The following is a 20,513-nucleotide window of genomic DNA, read 5'->3' as shown; positions in this document are numbered from 1 at the left end:
AAAAAATAAGGCATAAAAAAGCCCACCGTATAACTGGTGGGCGTGAAAATATAAGTCTATTTGGCTGGAACGCCAACACGATTGGGTGTGGTCTTGATTGTTTTAGTGTGCCATTTACCACTAAAGTATATGGCTGTGCCCACAAGGCAAATAAGGAAGTTTGAAGTGATCATGGAGTACCAGACGGCATTTGAACCAAGATCTGTGAACCGCCCAAGTAGGATAATAAGGGGGAGTCTGAAGAACCAGAGTCTGCCCATCATCATTATCATGGCAAAGACAGTGTGACCAGACCCTTGGAAGGTGCCTATAAGAATCTGGTAAATACCCATTAAAGGCAGGGATGCCGTTATAAGTCTGACATAGTAGGTGCCCTGATTGATAACAAGTGGGTCATCAGAAAATATCATGACAATATCCTGTGCAAAATAGAGTATGAGTGATCCCCCTGCAATGAGGACTGCAGTGGTCACTAAGACGCTGGTTTTAACAGCTTCTTTGGCACGCTTTAAATTGTCTGCACCAATGTTTTGACCAACTATGGATGCCAAGGCACTGCCAACACCCATAGCGGGCATGAGTATAAGCCCTGAAATTCTATTGCCGATGGCAAATGACGTGAGTGTGGCTTGACCAAAACCCACTATAAAAATGTTCATAATCATAAATCCAAGAGATGTCATGGATTGTCCAAAGCTGTTTGGAAGTCCCATACGGACAATTTGGGATAAAAAAGTAAAATCAGGTTTTAAATCGCTTATTTCAATATGAAAATCATTTGATCGGTTAAAGAGGGTTAAAACAGCGTATATTCCAAAAACTGCCCGAGCCAAAACCGTTGCAATAGCTGCCCCTCGAAGTCCAAATCCAAAAGTGAACATAAACAAAGGATCTAAAAACATATTGGAAACGGCACTCATGGCACTGATTTTCATAGGTGTGTATGTGTCACCAAGGCCTGTTTTAATGGCTGAGTAAGAAAACATTAAGAACACGGAAGGGAGTCCGAGGAACATAATCTCTAAAAAGGCTTTGGCATTTGTATATAGGGCACCATCAGCTTGCATGAGTCTTAGCAAGGGACCAGTAAAAATGAATCCGATGGAACCAATGGTCACCGCAAGCACAGTGGAGAGGGTTAATATTTGTCCTGCAACCTTTTTGGCTTTTTCATGGGAATCGGCACCAGTATACTGTGAAATAAGGCTCGTACTGGCAAGGGAAAGTCCCATGCCGATGGACATCATTAAAAATATGACAGGCCAAATAAACTGAACAGACGCAATTTCAGTGGTCCCAAGCCATCCGACAAAATATGTGTCGACCAGGTTATAAAGTGTCTGTATGAAATTTGTCAGCATAACAGGGCCGGATAAGACAAGGATGACCTTGAGCATTGGGCCGTGTAGAATTAAGTCTCTTTTTCTTAAATAGTCCACATCTGCACCTCGGTTAGATTTATCTCGTAAAATGACTCTCATATGGTTTGAATAATTCCGCAAATAGATAGGACAATTATAGCATAAAACTATTTTGTCTTCCGAATAATTAGGGAGTCGAAATATATTTGTAACAAAAGCACTCGTGTTATAATAATCATATGAGCTCTATACACAGTAGCTCATATGATAGATCCTAGCCCTTGTTTGTTACATGGTATTTAAGGCGCTTTGATTCTAAGCCCTCTATGAGTGCCTTAGAAGAAGCACTGATATAGAGTTTATTTAAAATGTTTTGTAAGCGCATCATTTAGAGTGTAAGTTAATGATATAGAAAGGATGATAAATATGCCATTAGGACATGAAAATAATGTAATGGGTTCTGTAGTGGACCACCCAGAGGTAAAAGATGCTGTTATGAAAGTTTTGGTTTCTCCAGAAGAAGGTTGGGAAGACAATGTTCTTAGAGTCTTTGAACTGGAACCTGGTGGATACACACCAAAGCATAGTCATGACTGGCCTCATATTAATTATGTGATAGAAGGTGAAGGCACACTTTTCTTAAATGGAAAGGAAAACCCAATTAAGGCGGGTTCATATGCTTATGTACCAAATAACGAACGACACCAGTTCAAAAATGTAGGCGATACAAAGCTGCGTTTTATCTGTATTGTACCTTTGGAGGGACATAAATAGTGAGCAAATACAACTATAAAGACATATCTATGTACTGGGACGCTGTTTTTGATGGTGCTCCCAAGTTCACAGTTGACACCAAAATACCTTACCCGGGTATCATTGATGGACTCAAATGGTTAGGCGATAACGCAAAGCATGTGCTGGACTTTGGGTGCGGGAATGGAAAAGCCCTCATGGTATCAGAAAAGTTCGGTGTGAAATCTGGTCTAGGCATAGACATATCAGCCCGAGGTATTGAAACAGCCAGTGCGGTTGTAAAAGATAGCAAGCTTGACGGAAGATTTTCTTTTGAGAATGGAGGACTGGAAAGTCTTGAGAACTTAGAGGCAGATGTATTTGATGGAGCCATTCTATTCAATATACTGGACAACCTCTATCCTGATGATGCCAAGCACTTGATAGAATCCCTCTCAAGAGTCTTAAAAAAAGGAGCCAGTGTTCTTGTTAAGCTAAACCCGGTCTATGAAGAGGCTGTTTTTGAAGAGGATGAAGACTTTAGAAAAATTGCAGACAACTGTTATGAGGAAGAATCGGGTTTAATCTTCTGGAACATGGACGAGGCCATTATCAATGATCTACTTGAAGGTCACTTTGAATACGTGAATGGCTATGACATTGAAATGAAAGAGTTTGAAACAGTCAACAGGATGTACTGGTTGAAGAAAATATAGCACTGGAGGCGCTCATGGAAAGATACGCTATTATTGACTTGGGGTCCAACTCAGTTAGAATGAATATTGTTCATATTAATAAAGATGGTTCCTATACCTTGTTGGATCAAGCAAAAGAAATGGTGCGTCTTTCAGAAGATATGGGACCTGAAAAAACCTTAAAAGCTGAACCCATGCGACGCACTGTAGAAGCCTTGAAACTCCTGAAAAAACTGTCTGTAGCCTATGGTGCAGACCAGGTGTTTGCCCTTGCAACAGCCGCGGTTCGAATGGCTGAAAACCAGGATGAGTTTCTCAACTTGGTTCGAGACGAAGTTGGATTTGATTTCAAAGTCTTATCAGGAGAAGAAGAGGCCCATTATGACTATATTGGGGTGATTAATACCATCGATATAGACAACTGCCTTATTGTTGATATAGGTGGTGGCTCGACAGAGTTGATTTGGGTTGAGAATCGGAAAGAACGAGCAGCTGTGAGTCTTCCAATCGGTTCAGTTGTTTTAACGGAAAACTACGTGAATGCAGGAAAAAATGGCATCGAGAATGCTATTGAGGCCATACAGTCTTTGTTTAAAGATGTGCCATGGCTTAAAAACTTGAAAGGGATTCCTGTGGTGGGGCTTGGCGGTGTTATTCGTACATTTGCCAAAGTGGACAGAAATCAAAAAGATTTACAGTCGCTCTATCTTCATAATTATAGGGTCTCGCGTAAGTTTTGCGATAAAATGTTTGAAAAAATTTTGGTGTCAGAGCCTTCAGACCTAGGCAAGGTTAGCGGCATCAATAAAAAAAGAGCAGACATTATGGCTGGTGGCGTATTGCCGATTAAACTTATAATGGAAACTCTTGAAGCCCAAGAGTTGATTATAAGCGGGAATGGTCTTCGAGAAGGCTGGTTCTTTAAACAATATGCTAAGGCCAGAAACACACCGATTCAAGTGGACAATGTGCTTGATCATAGTCTTGAGAACATCACCAAGAGATATGATGTCAACATGGCGCATAGCAAGCAAGTGCGTAATCTATCCCTAAAACTCTTTGACAATTTAAAACTGGTTCACGGCTTTACAGATGAGTACAGGAAGCTTGTCCATGCCTCGTCACTGCTTCATGATATAGGCATGCATATAGAGTATTACAACCACCACATTCATGGCTTTTATTTGGCCATGAATTCAAGACTTTGTGGACTTACAAACGAAGAAATCATTGCATGCGCCTATTTAATTGGTATGCATAGGAATGAAAAATTAAAGATAGACCTAAGTCCGTATGAGACAGTGGTCTCAAAGCGAGAATTTCAACGTTTGAGTGACCTGGCGATTTTACTGGGGCTTTCTGAAAAGCTTGATAGAAGTGAGTCGGGAACAATTGAGGATATACAAATTGCCATAGAAGGGTCTAAGGTATCCTTAAGACTTTATGCTGAGCGCCAACCTATTCTTGAAATGGTGGCTGCTCAGGAGTATATAGACAAGTTCAATGACAGCTTTGGTGCAAGCTTGACCATGGAATATGCAGGACCTGCATAAAAACAACCGCTTCTTCAAGTATAATATGCTGGAGAAGCGGTTTTATTTGTTTTGAGCGACTTGTAAAATATCATTAGAGTGCCTTCACCCTATATAGATATTTAAGAATCAGAAACTATGAATGATTATTTGTCTTTTTCCCATTCAACAACAAGGTCTTCCATTTCAGTGATCTCGCATGCATAACGGTAACCTTCCTTAAGTTTCTTTTCGCTTAAGCCCTTGATTTCATTCTTAGTCGGTGGGTTGGCTGTGCCAGAAATTATTTTGACCAAACATTTTCCACATTTGCCCTTGCCCTTGCAAGGGGATTTTATTTTTATGTTTTCTTTTTTTGCAATTTGGAGCAAGGATTTGCCTTTTTTTACTTCAGCCGTTTTTTGAAAGGTAACCTGAGTCATGTTTGATGACCTCCTACTTGATATTTATTCTCATTATAACACGTCTGCAAAGGATACGAAATAGGTATAGTTTAAGTATTTCTTGTTTTCTTTCTCCACACTTGTAAGACCTCTATTTCATACATACCCAGAAATATGGGACATTTTGTCGTTGACATTAAAATAAGAGTGTGATAATTTTTATTCTGTTCTTTTAAATTTGAGACATAATAAAAATAGACCAGTGGCCTAAATGCCACATTTGATTTGTCGCTTGTAAGGTTAAGTGCCTAAAACTCAATAGATGTAGAAAGGAAAATGACTATGCGTTCAGAATCTGTAAAGAACCTTGTCTTTAGTGCGATAGTGGCTGCCCTCTATGCGGCTGTGACAATTGGACTGGCTCCAATAAGCTATGGACCCATTCAATTTAGACTATCAGAAATACTTGTGCTTTTAGCATTTCTTGATAGAAAATACATTCCGGGCCTTGTGCTGGGGTGCCTACTCGCCAATATGTATTCACAACTTGGTGTTATGGATATTGTATTTGGTACATTGGCCACTTATATTAGTGTGGAACTTGTATCAAGAACCAAAAATATTTTTGTGGCCTCTTTGTGGCCTGTCCTTGTTAACGGCGTAATTATTGGTATTATGCTAAATGTTTTATATCAACTGCCCCTTGTTTTGACTATGGCTCAAGTGGCCTTTGGGGAGTTTGTGGTTGTTTCGGTTGCGGGAGTGATCTTGTTTAAGACGGCCATTTTAAAGAATGAAAAGCTTATGGATATTCTTGTTGGTCAGGAATAAACTTCAAGCACTCGATACTAGAATTATTAAGACTGCGAAACCCATTGGTTTCGCAGTCTTAGCATGTAGATGAAATTTGATATACTGTCTTGCAGGATAAAATGTACATTGTTCTTGGACGTTTCCTACAAGTGGTCCTAAGCATTATTGACAAGGCTGAGAAGAAAAGATAGTATATGAGTTGTTGGTAATATACACATAAAATAAGAAGGGAAGCGTTTATGTTAACATCTGAATACTTAAAGGCCCTTGCCGACACAAATACCCTGCGCATTATCAATTTACTGTTAAATAGAAGTTTATGTGTTTGTGAGCTTGAAGCGCTGACAGACCTCAAGCAGTCTAATTTGTCCCGCCATTTGTCAAAGCTTTCCCGAAGTGGGATCATTTCAAGAAGCAAGGAAGCTCAGTGGGTGTTCTACTCCATTTCGGAAGCCTTTATGCATGACCATGCTTTGCTTTTAAGTTATTTGAAAGATCAATTTAGGTCTGACCATGTTTTTATTCAAGACAGCAAGAGATTTGAAATTTTCAAAGAACGGGAAATGAATTGTGACAATATAACTCAGCAATTGGACATATTAAAGATATAAAGACCCTTGGGGTCTTTCTTAAAAAAAGCATATGAGTTATGGATCATGCACTCGTGTATGGATTTGTTTCATTTATCACAGATGTGAAATTAGATGGATTGTCTTATTTTGGGGACTTGCAGCATGCCATTTTGATGTATTACCCAAACTAACGCTATAATTACAATAAGGAGTGTAACGATGAATATTACATTTTATGAACCGCCAATGTGTTGCCCAACAGGTGTTTGTGGACCAAGTGTAGACGGTAAACTCGTTAAGCTGGTGGAACAAATATCGGAACTGGAGAGTAAGTTTGACGGCTTAAAGGTTGATAGGTTTATGATATCTACAAATCCATTTAAGTTCAGAGAAAATCCAGAAGTTATGAAATTGGTCAAGGAAGAAGGTAAAACAGTTTTGCCTATTACGACTATCAATGGGAAAGTGATTAAGCACTCTGAGTATCCGACTATGGAAGAAATGCTTGAGCATTTAGAATAATAGAGGTGAGATCATGGCAACTAAATTTGTGTTTTACTCAGGCAAGGGTGGTGTAGGAAAGACTTCTATGGCTTGTACAACTGGGTTTCATTATGCTGATATGGGCTTAAAAACCCTTCTGGTCACCACAGATCCAGCCGCCAATCTATCGGATGTTTTTCATCAAGAGATTGGACATAAAATTACTCAAATTCATGGTGTGGATAATTTATTTGGTATGGAAATAGACTCGAATGAAGCCACAAGAGAGTATAAGGAACGGTCTTTGGCGCCTCTTCGAGAACTCTTTGATGAAGAGTTTGTCAAGGTTGCTGATGAACAACTCAGTGGTCCATGTACGGAAGAAATGGCTTCTTTTGATAAGTTCATTGACTATATGGATCAGGATGAATACGATGTTGTTGTTTTTGATACTGCACCTACAGGACATACAATACGTCTATTGGAACTGCCAGTTGACTGGAGTAAGCATATTGATGACGCTTCAAAGGGGAGTGGACAGACTTGCATGGGTCCAGTTGCTCTAATTCAGGACAGTAAGGCCAAGTACGACATGGCTATTGAAAAATTACGAAATCCCAGTGTAACAGAGTTCATATTTGTTATGCAGGCAGACGAAGCCAGTTACAATGAGACAAAGAGATCCATAGATGAGATAGAGACCCTCGGTATAAAAACGACTGGCGTGATCGTAAATGGGCTTATACCTAAAGAAGAAGCCTTAGGGCCTTTTTTCAAAAGAAAATATGAGCTACAGCAGGACTATTTAAAAAGAGTAAAGGCTGAACTGAAGAATGTTTCGATTAAGACCATGGACCTTTTTTCAGAGGAAGTTAAGGGCACAGTCATGTTTAGACGTTGTCGTGAAAAACTCTTTGATACTGCATACGAAAACAGAGAACTTGTGGAATCGAAAGATTTAATGGAGAGCCTGTTATTCCCCATTAACGGTCAGCAAAGAAATATATTCTTCTCTGGAAAAGGAGGCGTTGGTAAAACGTCCATAGCCTGTGTAACCTCTGTATACACTGCTCGAAAGGGATATAAAACACTTTTAGTGACCACAGATCCGGCTGCGCATATAGGCCAAGTTCTTGATAGACCCGTGACGGATCAAGTTAGACCTATTGAAGGTCTTGATAATTTATATGCTGTAAAGATCGATCCGAAAGTGGCTTCACAAGTTTACAAAGAGTCTGTTTTAGCTGATGCGAGAAAAAAGTTCAATGAACAGACGGTTTTAACCATAGCTGAAGAAATGAACTCCCCATGTACTGAGGAAATGGCAGCTTTTCAGAAATTTCTAGACTACGCCCTTGATACAGCCTATGATGTGGTAGTGTTTGACACGGCTCCAACTGGGCACACTTTAAGACTGCTTAATTTACCGATGGACTGGAGTAAGCAGCTGGAGTTCAAGGCCGGCGAGTCAACAGAAATTAGCGATGAAGATATTGCTGAAATGAAGCGCTTTGATTCTGTCATAAGCATGTTGAAAGATGAAGATAGAACAACCTTCTCTTTTGTCGTTTATCCTGAAAAAACGCCTATTGTTGAGGCCTATCGGGCATCCAATGAACTCGGTGCTCTGGGCATTCAAACAAGATTGCTGATATCCAACTTTAACATTCCCCTGGAAGAAGCCAGAAGCTCTTTTTTTAGAAATAGGCGAAAAATGCAGTTGTCTTACTCCAGTGAGATCGTGGAGTCCTTTAATGAAGCCGAGGTTGTTGAAGTCCCTCTTTATGCTGAAAGCATTAAAGGGATTGACATGCTCAAAGCAATTGGAATTCAGATATTTGGAGAATAATGACCAATTAGAAGTATGCATATCATAAAATAAGTCATGGGATAAAAACATCTAACTCTTAGTTAAACGACTTGCAAAATATCATTCAAGAACCCTCGTCATATCCTATATAGATATTTAAGAATCAAAAATTCTATACAGGGTATGGCGAGGGTATAGATCTGTAATTTTGCATGCGCCTAAGTTAGGTGTTTTTTTATATTCTAGTTTGAAGAGTGTCTCTGTTTTTGAATATTTCTATGGATGGGCTGTATATTGAAAATGTGGAAGTGCATGTTCCAAAACATTACAAAATCCCAATAAGCAGATTAATGAAATAAACTGTATGATAATAGATAATTCAAACTATTTGTTCAATTTTCGTTGAAGACTACGATGAAATTGAGATATAATCAGAATAAATATAATAGAATTCGACATTTTTTGATATTAACATTTCATATTTTAATGGTTAACGCAGAAAATAATGGGTATGTGTTCTACGTTGCAATTTTATAAGTATGTGGGAAGGTTTGGAGACATGCGGGGGAAATTTAAATTTTCAACAGTAATAGCATCAGTTGTTGTGGTCACATTTGCAGTTTTTATAGCATTTGTTATGATGATAATTTCTTATGCGACAAAAACAGCTTACCAAGTGGAAGAAGACACAACTTATGAAGAAGTTGTTCGACTCGATAAAATTCAAATGGAAACTGAAGTCAAAGAAATTGTAGACTATATCCATTTGGCAGAAGAAAAAGCTTCTGAGGATATACGCCTTGAGTTAAAGAGGCGGGTTCGTGAAGCCTACAACATAGCAGATCAAATTTATAAAGACAATTTAGGACAGCTGTCGCAAAGAGAAATTGAAGGGAAAATAGCAGAAAGTTTAAGAGACTTTCGTTATGATGAAGGCAAAGGCTACTTGTTTATGGATAGATTCGATGGTGAAGTCATGCTCTATCCTGTACAACCTCAAACAGAAGGAACCAACATTCTCAATTTAAAAGATGATTTTGGTAACTTTGTCATAAGGGATGAAATCAATATTGCAAAAACAATTGGTGAAGGCTATGCTGAAGGACACTGGATTAAGCCAGGGCAAACATCTGATGCAGGCTCTTTAAAAATCTCTTATATTAAAAGATTTAGAGACCAAGATTGGTATATTGGAACAGGTTTATATGAGGACGATTATATAAAGACCGTGAAAGCCTCCGTTTTAAGAGACCTGAGTCAGTTTAAAAAGGTTGCAAAAGGCCATATGTTTTATGTGGCCAACAAAGAGGGCAAAATACTCCTAAAAGGCAAAGATATTCTTTCAGACGAGCAGCATTTAGAAACTTCTAAATTGTTGAAAGCGAAAGAAATGAACAGCGGTGGATTCCTAGAAGATGTCGAGGCTCTTGAAGGCAGTGACCCGATTTCCTTGACTTATCTGTACCAAGTGGATTCATGGAAATGGATTGTTGGCATAGAGTCAGAACTGAGTGAGAATATTAGTGAAAGCAAGGCCTATTATTTAGAAGAAGTCATGAAGGGATTCACATATATAATTGTGTTTTTAACCTTGTTGACCTTGACTTTATTTGCAGTTATGATGCGTTTTGTCTCGAGACGCTTAAATGTGTGTTTTGACTATTTAAAAGAAGTTATAAAGCACCGAAAAGTGGATGAACTTGATGGAGCATTTTGCTTTAAAGAGTTTGAAGATTTTGCAAAGCAAATTGAACACGTTCCAAATGAGAGCACAAAGTCAAAATCACTTGTTCAAAATTCAAACACCTTTTCCGACAAGCCCGTTGAAACGCTGATGGAATGTGAAGCTGTTTGTGTGGGGCTTATTCAGAACCTTAATGATGTCATGGCCTCTGATGATGTGAGTAAAATGACAGAGGTCAGGCTAAACCAAATTGGAATCGGCATGATGTCTGTTCGCAAGTTTCTATCAAAAATGAGCCAGATTCAAGAAAATGTAGCACCTGAAGAAACTGAGCTGAATTTAGAGTATATTCCACTTAAGGCACATCTCGAACAGGTTATGAAACTGATCATTAATGAATATAGCGACAGGTCCATAGAGTGTAAAATCATATGCGATAGTGATTTAATCGTTTATACAGACCCCTTGATTGTTTCTCAGATCATTACCCACTTGGCGACCAATGCGGTCAAACATGGATTCCATGCAGATACCCTGGGTGTGATAACCATTGAAGTTATTTATGATGTGGATTACCTCAGAGTCTACTTTAGTGATAACGGCAAGGGGATGGGGCAGAATATTCAAGAAAGAATTTTCGAACCTTTCTATACGACTTCAGGCATGCAAGGGGACATAGGAATGGGTCTTTCAGAGGTATACACATTTGTTAACAACGTTCTTGGTGGGGCAATAAACTGTTCTAGCCGTGAAGGCTATGGAACAGACTTTTTCATTGATATTCCAGGCAATGGTCCTGGTTTATGGTTTGAAGAACCAAAATCAGAGGAGAAAACAAGCTAGATGGTTTAAGCACAAAAATTAAAAGCCACAGGATATGCCTTATAGAGGCCGGTCCTGTGGCTTCTTGTTTTATGAATCTATGGTTAGGAAGATGCATAGTGGCTCATGTCACTTCCTAAGTATTTCAAAAGCCAAGCTGACATCTTCGCGGTTGGCAATAAGGAAAACCTGGTTGCCGCTGGTGATTCTTGTACTGCCCCTGGGAATAATGAGCTCATCAATGTCTTGGTCGAATATTCCAGCTATCAGACAGTTTTGGGGAAAGTCAGGGCTCGAGGCGATCTCACTTACGGTTTTACCAGATATTTTGCTGGCCTCTGGTATGGTGACAATACTCACTTCCGCTTTGCCCCCTCTCAGGGAAACCACACGCCTTATCTCAGGATTATCTATATCCCATACGAATTTTTTAACCATCATTTGGACCGTACCACCTATATTTGTTGCCCCAGCAAGGCGGTAGGCTTCCTCGTAATCAGGATCGTGCATACGTACAAAAATATTTTTCACACCGAAATTTTTTGCAAGCAGTGCGAATAATAGATTGTCTTCATCCCTTGGCATAACCGCCAGGGCATAGTCACATTTTTCTATGCCTGCATCTTTTACCACGCCAATATTCGTGGCGTTTCCATGAATGCTGACAGCCCCATATCTGGAGTAAATTTGCTCACAAGCGGATTTTTTACTGTCTATGACAACAATGTCATGGGATTTACTAAGTGACTTTGTTATGTTACGGCCTACGATACCGCCACCTGCAATAATGATATACATAGATAACCTCCTTATCGGCTGAGAGACCGCCAGGCTTTTCTTTGAAAGAGAACAAACATTGGGAGCATTTCTAAACGTCCAGCGAGCATGCCGAATATATAGGTGTATTTAATGATAGGGGACAGGGTGGACATTTTTTCAACGCTAAAGTAGAAAGGCCCCATATTTCCAACGGCGCTTGCCATACCTGAAATAGCCTCAAAAGCACTCAGGTCTGAGAAAAAGGCAGTTATAAGAGCGCCTATGAGTATGAGTACAATCCAAATGTATAGTAAACCAGCAATTTTAAGGACCTCATTGTTTTCAATCGGTGTGCCATTGAGTATGACTGGCACAGTGGCCCCACGGGGATAATACACCTTGCGAACTTCTCTTTTGTAGAGCTTGGATATTATAAGGGTTCTTACTATTTTAATGCCGCCGGCTGTTGACCCCACACAGCCGCCAATGACCATTAGGACAATAAAAAGTTGCTTGGCAACAGGTGGGAAAAATGCGCCGCCAATATCTGCGGTGCCGTACCCCGTTGATGTAATAAGAGAAACCACTTGAAAAAGACTGGTTCGTAGATTGATTTCGAAGTCAGGACCACCAGACTGAGCCACATAAATTGAAATGAGGATCAAGGTGGTGAAAAGCAAGATGATTTTAAGATAGCCACGGGTTTCTTCATCAGAGGTGAAAAGGGAAAACTGCCTGGTTAACCAGTAGTAATGCATGAGAAAATTCATCCCTCCCAAGGCCATGAAAAATATGATGGTGTATTCAATAAGTCTGGCGTTTTTATAGCCTTGCAACGCATAGAAACCAATGCTGGCATCGTGATTTGAAAACCCGCCTGTGGACAGGGCTGTAAGTGAATGGATAAGAGCATCAAACACAGGCATGCCCAGGGACTTTAAAAGTATAAATTGTATCAGGCTAAAGAGGGCATAAATCCCCCAGAAAATCTTTATGGTTCGAAAGATGTTTGGGACAGGTCGAGAGGTGCTTATTTTGTGGCTCTCTGCCGCAAAGAGTTGCCATATATCCCCCTCATTTTGGAAGGTTACAAATAAAAAGAAAGTTAAAATGCCAAGACCGCCGACCCATTGAATGAGACCTCTCCACAATAATATGGGAGTGGGCATGGTATCAAGGCCTGTGAAAACTGTAATGCCGGTTGTGGTAAAACCCGAAACAGATTCAAAAAAAGAATCTACAAATCTTGCATTAATACCAAATAAAAAGGGTAAACCACCTATTAGGGATACGAAAATCCATGCTAGAGCGCAAAGAATCATCCCACCAGAAAGTTTGAGCGGGGTATTTTTTTCAGGCTTTTGCAGTATACACAGGGTTCCTACAATAAAAGCTATAAATAGGGTATAGAGAAAGGACTGTATCACCTGCTTTGAAGCCTTTGTGACAAGGCTAAAAACAAGGGGAATAGTGAGCAGTGCAGCCAGGATTAAAAACAACCAGCCCAGCAAATGTATAATCTTTCTTAGTCGAGTGTTCAAGGCGCACCTCCTTTATTATATTAATACGATTTTTTTGGTCTTCTTAACCATATATGTCGATCTGAACCCGTTTGCCAGCCTGTACTTTTGACCCCTTAAAAAGATAAAAGCTTGGTGCGTGAAAAAAGCGTCGATAATAGACTAAAAAGATATACTTTCCTATTGACCTTTATGGAAAACATTGTTATAGTAAATGTAACGGATACAAAAATGAAATGAATATTTGAATGATAAAGATAAACAAACGTATGAATGGAGGATTTTAAAATGAGAAAAGGCGAAATCACTTTTGCAGGTAACCCAATGACACTTCGTGGTGAAGCGGTTAAAGAGGGACAAAAAGCACCAAACTTTACTGCTCTTAAGCAGGATCTATCACCATTTGATTTTTATAAGGACACAGAGAACAAGGTGAAGATCATATCGATTGCACCATCCATTGACACAGGTGTATGCTCGCTTCAAACAATTCGTTTTAACGAAGAAGCTGCAAAACTTAAGGATAGTGTTCAAATCGTTACAGTAACAGTTGATCTTCCATTTGCACAAAAAAGATATTGTGCGGCTGAAGGCATTGAAAATATTGACGTGGTTTCAGACCACAAAGATCTTGATTTTGGTGACAAGTATGGTTTTGTTATAGATGAATTAAGACTGCTGACACGCGGTATTGTTGTTGTAGATAAAGACAATCAGATCAAATATGTTGAGTACGTTGGAGAAGTGACTGAACATCCAGATTACGACAAGGCTCTGGAAGTTATCAACCAGCTTGTTTAATAAACTTGACGATTTGAGTGGGATATGCTAAGCTTAAAGCGAAAATTTGATACATTCTTCAGGGCAGGGTGAAATTCCCGACCGGCGGTAAAGTCCGCGAGCCGAAAGGTTGATCTGGTGAAATTCCAGAACCGACAGTAAAGTCTGGATGGAAGAAGAGATGTACTTTTACGCATATTCTGTAAAAGAAGAAGAAACAATCCGTCCCTGAAGATAACTTCAGGGACTTTTTATGTTTAATCGTTCTTAGATGAGCGATTTTCAAAATTTCATTCAAGAACGCTCTCTATAGCATATAGATATTTAAGAATCAAAATTCTATATATCTTAGAGCGAGAGCCTATATTGGTAATTTTGTAAGCGCCTAAAACATAAAAGCCCTGAGTGAAACAAACGCATTTATTTATTATACTTAGCCGATTGCATATTGAAACGTCATGGCATCATTAGAGCCAAATAGATTTATTTGAAGCAGCTGGCTATCAATGCAAAACACACACTTAGGAGGCCTTTTTAATGAATCGTCAGTCGTCAGTTAATTTAATGGTGAAAATTGCACTACTCAGTGTGATTTCATTTGTCATCATGTTTATTGAGTTTCCACTCCCGCTCTTTCCACCCTTTTTAAAGATTGATATGAGTGATATCGGAGCACTGGTTGGAACGTTTGCATTTGGTCCTTTAGCAGGCATAGCTATTGAACTGCTCAAGAACATTCTGCATCTTATGCGAACTTCAACAGGTGGTGTTGGTGAACTTGCAAACTTTATTGTTGGGGCGGCACTTGTTGGACCAGCGGGTTTAATTTATGCACGCAATAAGACTATGAAATCAGCCTTGTTGGGATTAGGTGTGGGCACTTTGGTGATGGGGCTTGTGGGAGCCTTTGCCAACTACTACATCTTAATACCATTTTATGCCAATTTTATGCCGATCGATCAAATCATTACAATAGCACAAGCGGCCAACTCTCTAATTGTAGATTTAAACTCATACATCCTATATGCGGTGATTCCTTTTAACATTTTGAAAGGCATTGTTGTAAGCATTTTAACCCTGCTTATATACAAGCGCATTTCACCACTTTTACATGGACACCAGGCGTAATATAGGCGCATATTAAAAAGAAATACTTCAACCCGGGCATGCATTTTAAGACATGAACCGGGTTTTTCTATGGGCACTTGGCCATTTGAAAAGGATAGAAATGCAATCGCAATGGCTATGGAGAAAATGCACTGTTATAATAGAAGAGTGTTTTATAGACAAGTGTTTAATGAGACTTAAGAAACTTTGGAAGGAGTAGGCTAATGCCCTCTATAAATGCCATAGATAAAAAGTACAGGCTCTTAGAAATTCTAATGACCCTTATGCTATTCATATTTGCCCTTCGGTATGATTCTATACATTTTCCAAGAACCTATTATTTTATATTTGGATTTTTTGGGTTTGTTGGACTGATTGTTCTTCGTATGCAGACAGACAAAGTGGCCTTAACGCGGGGGGCATATCTGGCAAGTGTCTTTCTGGTCATGTTGCTGGAGCACAATTCAAGATATATCATTAACTATTTTATACATGTGCTTTATGTCTTGCTCATTATTGAAATGGCAGTGGCCGTTCGAAAGCGTTCTGACCTTTGGGTGGGCATGGTTGTTATATGTGCGGGCATGTATAAGTATGTGAACTTAATTCAGTACAGACCGGCTATTTCCACTTATGCAGAAGCCACATTTTTTATGTTGCTCAATATAATGAGTTTGGTGGTTATTGCTTTAATGCTAGGCCTTCGCGAAGAACAGGATAAACTTATCAAGGCCAACAATAAACTAGAGGCTTATTCAAAAGAAGTTCAAAAACTAACCGAAGTCAAGACACGGGCAGATATAGCCAGCCGAATACATGATGGTGTGGGTCATAATTTAACAGCTCTCATCATGCAACTTGAAATGACCAGCCACCTCTTTGAAAAGAGTCCCAACCAAGCAAGGGAACAGTTGGAAAGGGCTAAGGAAACGGCTAGAGACAATCTGGTAAAAGTTCGTCAGGCTGTTAAAACTATGGATGGGGGCTCTACTGGTCCCGACATTGAGACACTTATTCGGGAATTTTCCAATAAGACAGGACTAAAGATTTCCTGGGAAATCGACCACAAGCTCCTGAACGATTCCAGTCAAAAGGAATGTGTGTATCGGGCTATACAAGAAGCCATGACAAATGCCCTCAGGCATGGCAAGGCCAGTGAAATGTGGATTCAATTAAAAGTGTCACGTGACAAGGAAAACTTTTTTGACCTGGTCATTAGGGACAATGGCACAATCGAAAAAATACCCGATCCGGGGTATGGAATAGGCAAAATGACACAGCGTTTTGAGTCTCTTGATGGAGCTGTTGAATTTGAAATAGAGTCAGGCCTTATAGTGAAGGGCTCTTTGCCAATAAAGCCAAAGGGGGCTGAAAACCGTGATTAAAGTGGCAATAATTGATGATCAAAAAATACTAAGTGAGGGACTGAAAATGATCCTTTCATCAGACCCAGACATAGAGGTTGTCGGCACAGGTGAAAATGGCAAGGAGGCCATTGGTCTTTGCAGAGCCTATTTGCCAGATGTTGTTCTGATGGACATACAAATGCCCATTATGAATGGGGTGGAGAGCACAAAAATCATTAAAGCAGAGTATCCATCGGTCAAGGTAATTGTCTTAACCACTTTTGATGATGACAAATTTATATTTGAAGCCATTAAAAGTGGAGCTTCAGGCTATTTGCTTAAGGACACACCGCCAGACAAAATAGGTGAGGCCATAAAAACTGTACAGTCCGGGGGCGCTCTGATTCAGCCTGATGTTGCAATAAAGGTCCTTGACCAGTTTTCAAAACTAGCTAAGGGAGAAGAGGGGATCAAGACCCCAAATCAAGAATGCTTTAAAGTGTTAACCCACCGTGAAAAGGACATTGCAGAACTTGTTGGTCAAGGGCTCAATAATGCAGAAATCGCTGAAAAACTCTTCTTGAGCGAAGGAACAATAAAGAACAATTTGACCAAAATACTTGATAAGTTAGGTCTTCGAGACCGGACGCAGTTGGCTATATTGGCTGTTAAACAGGGCTTGGTTGATCGGTAATTAATTCCAAAGAGCTTAGAAACATATTGCTTTTTTGTCTCTCTGGCAGTAGAATGACAGTAATGTAATTCTACAAGAGAGGGTGATGGTTATGAAGCAGAAAAAAATGTTAGGTATAGCAGCCATTATGACGGCCGTAATTCTCTGGGGTATATCCTTTGTCAACATACGTGTTGCAGTTGAAGTGATCCCAGCAATGACACTAGGAGCACTTCGGTTCATCATAGCGAGTATACTTCTATATGGCATTATGAAATTTAAAAAGGAAGATTTTTCAGTGGCAAAAGAAGACTATTTGAATGTTTTTGTTGCTGGAGCTTTCGGTATAACAATTTATTTCTATTTTGAAAACAATGGTGTGAAATACACCTCAGCATCTGCAGCATCACTTATCATTGCAAGCATTCCTGTGTTTTCGGTTATTATTGAAAACATATTTTATAAAAAGCCAATCACCAAGGTGGCTGTGGCCAGTCTCCTTTTGTCAGTGGTAGGCGTTTGTATGGTTGTTGGTCTTGATCTACAGGCTCTTCTTGGTTCAGGATATTTAAAGGGCTACCTAATGATGGGGGGCGCCGTTGTGGCATGGGTGGCATATTCAGTGTCCTCAAAACCTCTGTTTGGCAAGTACAATGCCCTTCAACTTTTGTTTTGGCAGTCTATTATCGGACTGGCGTGTTTTATTCCATTTGCACTAATTGAAAATACGGTTTGGGCGGATGTGACAAATGAAATATGGGTGCATGTGGCTATACTAGGTGTGTTTGCATCAGCCATTGGCTTTTATGTCTACCTGTATGCCCTCGATGTGTTGGGAATAGGTGAGTCTTCATACTATTTAAACCTGATTCCAGTTGTAACAATAATTGTAGGGTATTTCTATCTAGGAGAAACCCTAGGCCCTCTACAACTTTTAGGTGGAGCAACAATTATTGTGTCCGTACTTTTAGTCTCTTCAAAGCTCAACAAGGTACCAGAGCATGCAGAGGCCAAGTTGGTTAAGGAATCGGCCTAATATAGAATAGACATATCTATAAACGCCAGCCTATTGGACGGAATTTCACGTTTGTACCAAAGGCATAAGACAAAGTATATAAGCAATACTATTAAAGTCCGTGAAAGACGACGAAGCAACTTGTTAGAAAGACATTTTACAAGTGCTTGTGTGTTCTTTATTCACGGATTTTTTTGCATCCATAAGGGGTGTTCAAGTGGCTTCAAAATCTTATGAGGATAAGGGCTGGTTCTCATCTTACATAAATAGTGCAAAAAGTCACGTATAAATAAGGGTAAGATGCCAGAAGTGTGCAGAATAAGAGGACAATAACTCGTATAATGGATATATAAATGATGAAGGAGGTAAGACATATGAAATTTGAAAGCATATATTCAACCATAAGGGAAATGGCATCAAAGACAATTGCCCTACTAACGGTGGTCGTCATATTAACAGCCCTTTTGACAACAGCGTGTACAGAAAACACCTTGGAAGACTATAAGTCTGCACTGGAAAAAACAGAAAACATTCAACGTGGGAAAACCCACACTGACCTTGAACTCCAAATGAACTTTGAGATGGACGGCCTGGATGAGGAGGAAGCCCGTCAGCTGAAATCCTTTGAAAATATTAAATATGAGGGGACAAGCAGTTTTGACTATACTGGAGATCAGGCCAAAGTGGAATCCATCAATCTTCTAAGTTTGGGTGGTCTGGGCATGAACTTTGATTACTATCAATTAGGAGACGAGATGGCCCTATATATCCCTATGCTTGGGAAATTCTTAAATTTGACAAGTCAAGACATTGATAAACTCTCAGAAGACACTGATAATCTAGGAAAAATAGCAAGTTTGCAGTTGACAGACGAAACGGTACAGGCGCTTGAAAATGTATGGAAGCAAACCTTTGAGGCTGACGAAGTCATAAAGGGCGAAGATAGCATTATGGAAACCCCTGAAGGAGATGTGCGTGTCGTAAAATTCACCATAGAACCCGATAAAGAGAAATTAAAGGATTTTGTGAAAAAGACGACAGAAATTATTGTAAAAGATGAAAACATACAGGCTGAGTTTGGTGAGATGTCCTTTGATAATGGCAAAGTTCTAAAGGCAGAAGATTTTCTTTCGGGCCTGGATGACGCTATGGAAAAGTGGCAAGTTCAAACATTTAAAGTGGTGGATTTCATAGATGTGGACGGCTACATTGTTCAGACGACTGTGAACATATCCATCAAAATGGATATTGATATGCCGGGAGCTCCAAATGCTTTCAATATGACCCTGGAAACCACGAATTATGAAATTGAAAAGAATCAGTCCATTGACTTTCCAGAACTTACAGAAGAAAATTCTTTATCAATTCAGGAACTTGAGCAGGGACTGCCATCAACTTACGAGAATTTAATAGAGTAGACAAGAAGAGTATATAAGTGAGGCCAGAGCTCTGGGCTGAAGACACACAATATAAAGGACGTGAGGATATGGCACTTTTACAGGTTAAAGGATTATCTAAATCATACGGAAGGTTAAAGGCAGTGGATAATATAAGTTTTTCGGTGAATGAAGGAGAAATAATTGGTCTGCTTGGTCCCAATGGGGCGGGCAAATCCACGACTATCTCCATGATTTCAACACTCCTAAAACCAGAATCAGGAGAAATTCTCTACAAGGGAGAAGACATTGTAAAAAATCCCAAGGCCATTCAAAAAGAACTGGGGATAGTGCCACAGGAAATTGCCCTTTACCCCACCCTGTCTGGTTATGACAATTTGAAATTTTGGGGACAGGCTTATGGCTTATCTGGTGATAAACTGAAAAAACGAATTGATGATGTTTCACAAATTATTGGCATAGATGAACGTTTGAAAGATAGGGTGGAAAATTACTCTGGCGGCATGAAAAGACGGTTGAACATTGGAGCAGCCCTTCTTCATGAACCAGAGCTCCTTATTATGGATGAGCCAACGGTGGGTATTGATCCCCAATCAAGAAATCATATACTGGATACGGTTCTCAAGCTCAATAAAACAGGCATGACCATTATTTACACGAGTCATTACATGGAGGAAGTGGAATACCTCTGCCGTAATATTCATATTATGGACATGGGGCATGTCATTGCATCAGGGGCGCAAGACGAGCTTGTTGACATCGTTGAAGGGCAAAGAAAGGTTATTTTTGAGTTTGAAAAATCCACTGAAGCCCTCGTGGAGGCCTTGGGCAATATAAAAGGCGTTGACAAGGTCCAGCAAAGTGGTGAGGCGATTACGCTCTATACCAACAACGGGAAAACCCTTATACAAGATGCCCTAAACATTGCTATGAAAGCCGGGGTGTCTGTGGAGTCAGTTGATGTGGTTAAACCCAATCTTGAGACTGTATTTCTCCATTTGACAGGAAAAGCCTTAAGGGACTAGAAAG

The 20,513-nt window shown here is 39.7% G+C and carries 19 protein-coding genes and 1 riboswitch; of the genes, 15 read left to right on the top strand and 4 right to left on the bottom strand.

The genetic code is table 11. The features are described from left to right. Nucleotides 1-56: 56 nt before the first annotated feature. Nucleotides 57-1,481: an MATE family efflux transporter gene (locus tag ACQ4KW_RS18145; RefSeq protein ID WP_430883844.1), complete on the bottom strand. Its 1,425-nt coding sequence runs from the start codon at nt 1,479-1,481 to the stop codon at nt 57-59. Nucleotides 1,482-1,787: 306 nt separating this feature from the next. Between ACQ4KW_RS18145 and ACQ4KW_RS18140 the strand changes: the two genes are divergently transcribed. From ACQ4KW_RS18140 to ACQ4KW_RS18130, 3 genes are read left to right on the top strand one after another with little or no spacing between them, the layout of a single operon-like run. Beyond that, on the top strand, nt 1,788-2,135 hold the full coding sequence (locus tag ACQ4KW_RS18140) for a cupin domain-containing protein (RefSeq protein ID WP_430883843.1): 348 nt from the start codon (nt 1,788-1,790) through the stop codon (nt 2,133-2,135). Next, complete coding sequence (locus tag ACQ4KW_RS18135; protein ID WP_430883842.1) at nt 2,135-2,809, top strand: class I SAM-dependent methyltransferase; 675 nt, start codon at nt 2,135-2,137, stop codon at nt 2,807-2,809. The genes ACQ4KW_RS18140 and ACQ4KW_RS18135 overlap by 1 nt, the downstream gene beginning before the upstream one ends. A gap of 14 nt (nt 2,810-2,823) precedes the next feature. Continuing rightward, nucleotides 2,824-4,341, top strand: a complete 1,518-nt coding sequence (locus ACQ4KW_RS18130) for a hypothetical protein (RefSeq protein ID WP_430883841.1) — start codon at nt 2,824-2,826, stop codon at nt 4,339-4,341. Between the two features lie 125 nt (nt 4,342-4,466). Here ACQ4KW_RS18130 and ACQ4KW_RS18125 read toward each other — a convergent pair whose 3' ends face one another. Further along, on the bottom strand, nt 4,467-4,742 hold the full coding sequence (locus ACQ4KW_RS18125; RefSeq protein WP_430883840.1) for a 2Fe-2S iron-sulfur cluster-binding protein: 276 nt from the start codon (nt 4,740-4,742) through the stop codon (nt 4,467-4,469). A gap of 303 nt (nt 4,743-5,045) precedes the next feature. Here ACQ4KW_RS18125 and ACQ4KW_RS18120 point away from each other — a divergent pair, with 303 nt between their 5' ends. The 5 genes from ACQ4KW_RS18120 (at nt 5,046) to ACQ4KW_RS18100 (ending at nt 10,908) form a co-directional block, all read left to right on the top strand. After that, nucleotides 5,046-5,534, top strand: coding sequence for a QueT transporter family protein (locus ACQ4KW_RS18120; protein WP_430883839.1), 489 nt, complete (start codon nt 5,046-5,048; stop codon nt 5,532-5,534). A 221-nt stretch (nt 5,535-5,755) separates the two neighbouring features. Further along, nucleotides 5,756-6,127: an ArsR/SmtB family transcription factor gene (locus tag ACQ4KW_RS18115; RefSeq protein ID WP_430883838.1), complete on the top strand. Its 372-nt coding sequence runs from the start codon at nt 5,756-5,758 to the stop codon at nt 6,125-6,127. A 180-nt stretch (nt 6,128-6,307) separates the two neighbouring features. Beyond that, nucleotides 6,308-6,610 (top strand): arsenite efflux transporter metallochaperone ArsD, encoded by a 303-nt coding sequence (gene arsD, locus ACQ4KW_RS18110; RefSeq protein WP_430883837.1) that lies wholly within the window; start codon nt 6,308-6,310, stop codon nt 6,608-6,610. Nucleotides 6,611-6,623: 13 nt separating this feature from the next. Then, nucleotides 6,624-8,420, top strand: coding sequence for a TRC40/GET3/ArsA family transport-energizing ATPase (locus ACQ4KW_RS18105; protein WP_430883836.1), 1,797 nt, complete (start codon nt 6,624-6,626; stop codon nt 8,418-8,420). A gap of 502 nt (nt 8,421-8,922) precedes the next feature. Next, nucleotides 8,923-10,908, top strand: coding sequence for a cache domain-containing protein (locus tag ACQ4KW_RS18100; protein ID WP_430883835.1), 1,986 nt, complete (start codon nt 8,923-8,925; stop codon nt 10,906-10,908). A gap of 108 nt (nt 10,909-11,016) precedes the next feature. On the opposite strand, the gene ACQ4KW_RS18095 is transcribed toward ACQ4KW_RS18100, so the two are convergent. Further along, nucleotides 11,017-11,685, bottom strand: coding sequence for a potassium channel family protein (locus ACQ4KW_RS18095; RefSeq protein ID WP_430883834.1), 669 nt, complete (start codon nt 11,683-11,685; stop codon nt 11,017-11,019). A gap of 11 nt (nt 11,686-11,696) precedes the next feature. Further along, nucleotides 11,697-13,187 (bottom strand): TrkH family potassium uptake protein, encoded by a 1,491-nt coding sequence (locus ACQ4KW_RS18090; protein WP_430883833.1) that lies wholly within the window; start codon nt 13,185-13,187, stop codon nt 11,697-11,699. Between the two features lie 267 nt (nt 13,188-13,454). Between ACQ4KW_RS18090 and tpx the strand changes: the two genes are divergently transcribed. The 7 genes from tpx (at nt 13,455) to ACQ4KW_RS18055 (ending at nt 20,509) form a co-directional block, all read left to right on the top strand. Beyond that, complete coding sequence (gene tpx, locus ACQ4KW_RS18085; protein WP_430883832.1) at nt 13,455-13,967, top strand: thiol peroxidase; 513 nt, start codon at nt 13,455-13,457, stop codon at nt 13,965-13,967. 50 nt (nt 13,968-14,017) lie between these two features. Next, nucleotides 14,018-14,131: riboswitch (FMN riboswitch) on the top strand. A gap of 352 nt (nt 14,132-14,483) precedes the next feature. Continuing rightward, nucleotides 14,484-15,074 carry an ECF transporter S component gene (locus ACQ4KW_RS18080; protein ID WP_430883831.1) on the top strand — a complete coding sequence of 197 codons (591 nt, stop codon included), beginning with the start codon at nt 14,484-14,486 and terminating at the stop codon, nt 15,072-15,074. A gap of 203 nt (nt 15,075-15,277) precedes the next feature. Further along, nucleotides 15,278-16,438 carry a sensor histidine kinase gene (locus tag ACQ4KW_RS18075; protein ID WP_430883830.1) on the top strand — a complete coding sequence of 387 codons (1,161 nt, stop codon included), beginning with the start codon at nt 15,278-15,280 and terminating at the stop codon, nt 16,436-16,438. After that, nucleotides 16,431-17,093, top strand: a complete 663-nt coding sequence (locus ACQ4KW_RS18070; RefSeq protein ID WP_430883829.1) for a response regulator — start codon at nt 16,431-16,433, stop codon at nt 17,091-17,093. Before ACQ4KW_RS18075 ends, ACQ4KW_RS18070 begins: the two co-directional genes overlap by 8 nt. Nucleotides 17,094-17,184: 91 nt before the next feature. Continuing rightward, complete coding sequence (locus ACQ4KW_RS18065; protein WP_430883828.1) at nt 17,185-18,108, top strand: DMT family transporter; 924 nt, start codon at nt 17,185-17,187, stop codon at nt 18,106-18,108. Between the two features lie 353 nt (nt 18,109-18,461). Beyond that, nucleotides 18,462-19,505 (top strand): hypothetical protein, encoded by a 1,044-nt coding sequence (locus ACQ4KW_RS18060; RefSeq protein ID WP_430883827.1) that lies wholly within the window; start codon nt 18,462-18,464, stop codon nt 19,503-19,505. Between the two features lie 68 nt (nt 19,506-19,573). Continuing rightward, complete coding sequence (locus ACQ4KW_RS18055) at nt 19,574-20,509, top strand: ABC transporter ATP-binding protein (protein ID WP_430883826.1); 936 nt, start codon at nt 19,574-19,576, stop codon at nt 20,507-20,509. The last annotated feature ends 4 nt before the right edge of the window (nt 20,510-20,513 follow it).

It is taken from the genome of Tianxiuia mixotrophica, from assembly GCF_050596425.1.
Classification (GTDB): Bacteria; Bacillota; Clostridia; order Peptostreptococcales; family Acidaminobacteraceae.
The sequence above is the reverse complement of the archived record's forward strand: the minus strand, read 5'-3'. Positions and strand labels throughout refer to the sequence as shown.

Excerpts from the sequence above, each read along its gene's own strand:
- ACQ4KW_RS18145 (WP_430883844.1), bottom strand. The coding sequence starts at position 1,481 with ATGAGAGTCATTTTACGAGATAAATCTAACCGAGGTGCAGATGTGGAC.
- ACQ4KW_RS18140 (WP_430883843.1), top strand. The coding sequence starts at position 1,788 with ATGCCATTAGGACATGAAAATAATGTAATGGGTTCTGTAGTGGACCAC.
- ACQ4KW_RS18130 (WP_430883841.1), top strand. The coding sequence starts at position 2,824 with ATGGAAAGATACGCTATTATTGACTTGGGGTCCAACTCAGTTAGAATG.
- ACQ4KW_RS18125 (WP_430883840.1), bottom strand. The coding sequence starts at position 4,742 with ATGACTCAGGTTACCTTTCAAAAAACGGCTGAAGTAAAAAAAGGCAAA.
- ACQ4KW_RS18120 (WP_430883839.1), top strand. The coding sequence starts at position 5,046 with ATGCGTTCAGAATCTGTAAAGAACCTTGTCTTTAGTGCGATAGTGGCT.
- ACQ4KW_RS18115 (WP_430883838.1), top strand. The coding sequence starts at position 5,756 with ATGTTAACATCTGAATACTTAAAGGCCCTTGCCGACACAAATACCCTG.
- arsD (WP_430883837.1), top strand. The coding sequence starts at position 6,308 with ATGAATATTACATTTTATGAACCGCCAATGTGTTGCCCAACAGGTGTT.
- ACQ4KW_RS18105 (WP_430883836.1), top strand. The coding sequence starts at position 6,624 with ATGGCAACTAAATTTGTGTTTTACTCAGGCAAGGGTGGTGTAGGAAAG.
- ACQ4KW_RS18095 (WP_430883834.1), bottom strand. The coding sequence starts at position 11,685 with ATGTATATCATTATTGCAGGTGGCGGTATCGTAGGCCGTAACATAACA.
- tpx (WP_430883832.1), top strand. The coding sequence starts at position 13,455 with ATGAGAAAAGGCGAAATCACTTTTGCAGGTAACCCAATGACACTTCGT.
- ACQ4KW_RS18080 (WP_430883831.1), top strand. The coding sequence starts at position 14,484 with ATGAATCGTCAGTCGTCAGTTAATTTAATGGTGAAAATTGCACTACTC.
- ACQ4KW_RS18075 (WP_430883830.1), top strand. The coding sequence starts at position 15,278 with ATGCCCTCTATAAATGCCATAGATAAAAAGTACAGGCTCTTAGAAATT.
- ACQ4KW_RS18065 (WP_430883828.1), top strand. The coding sequence starts at position 17,185 with ATGAAGCAGAAAAAAATGTTAGGTATAGCAGCCATTATGACGGCCGTA.
- ACQ4KW_RS18060 (WP_430883827.1), top strand. The coding sequence starts at position 18,462 with ATGAAATTTGAAAGCATATATTCAACCATAAGGGAAATGGCATCAAAG.
- ACQ4KW_RS18055 (WP_430883826.1), top strand. The coding sequence starts at position 19,574 with ATGGCACTTTTACAGGTTAAAGGATTATCTAAATCATACGGAAGGTTA.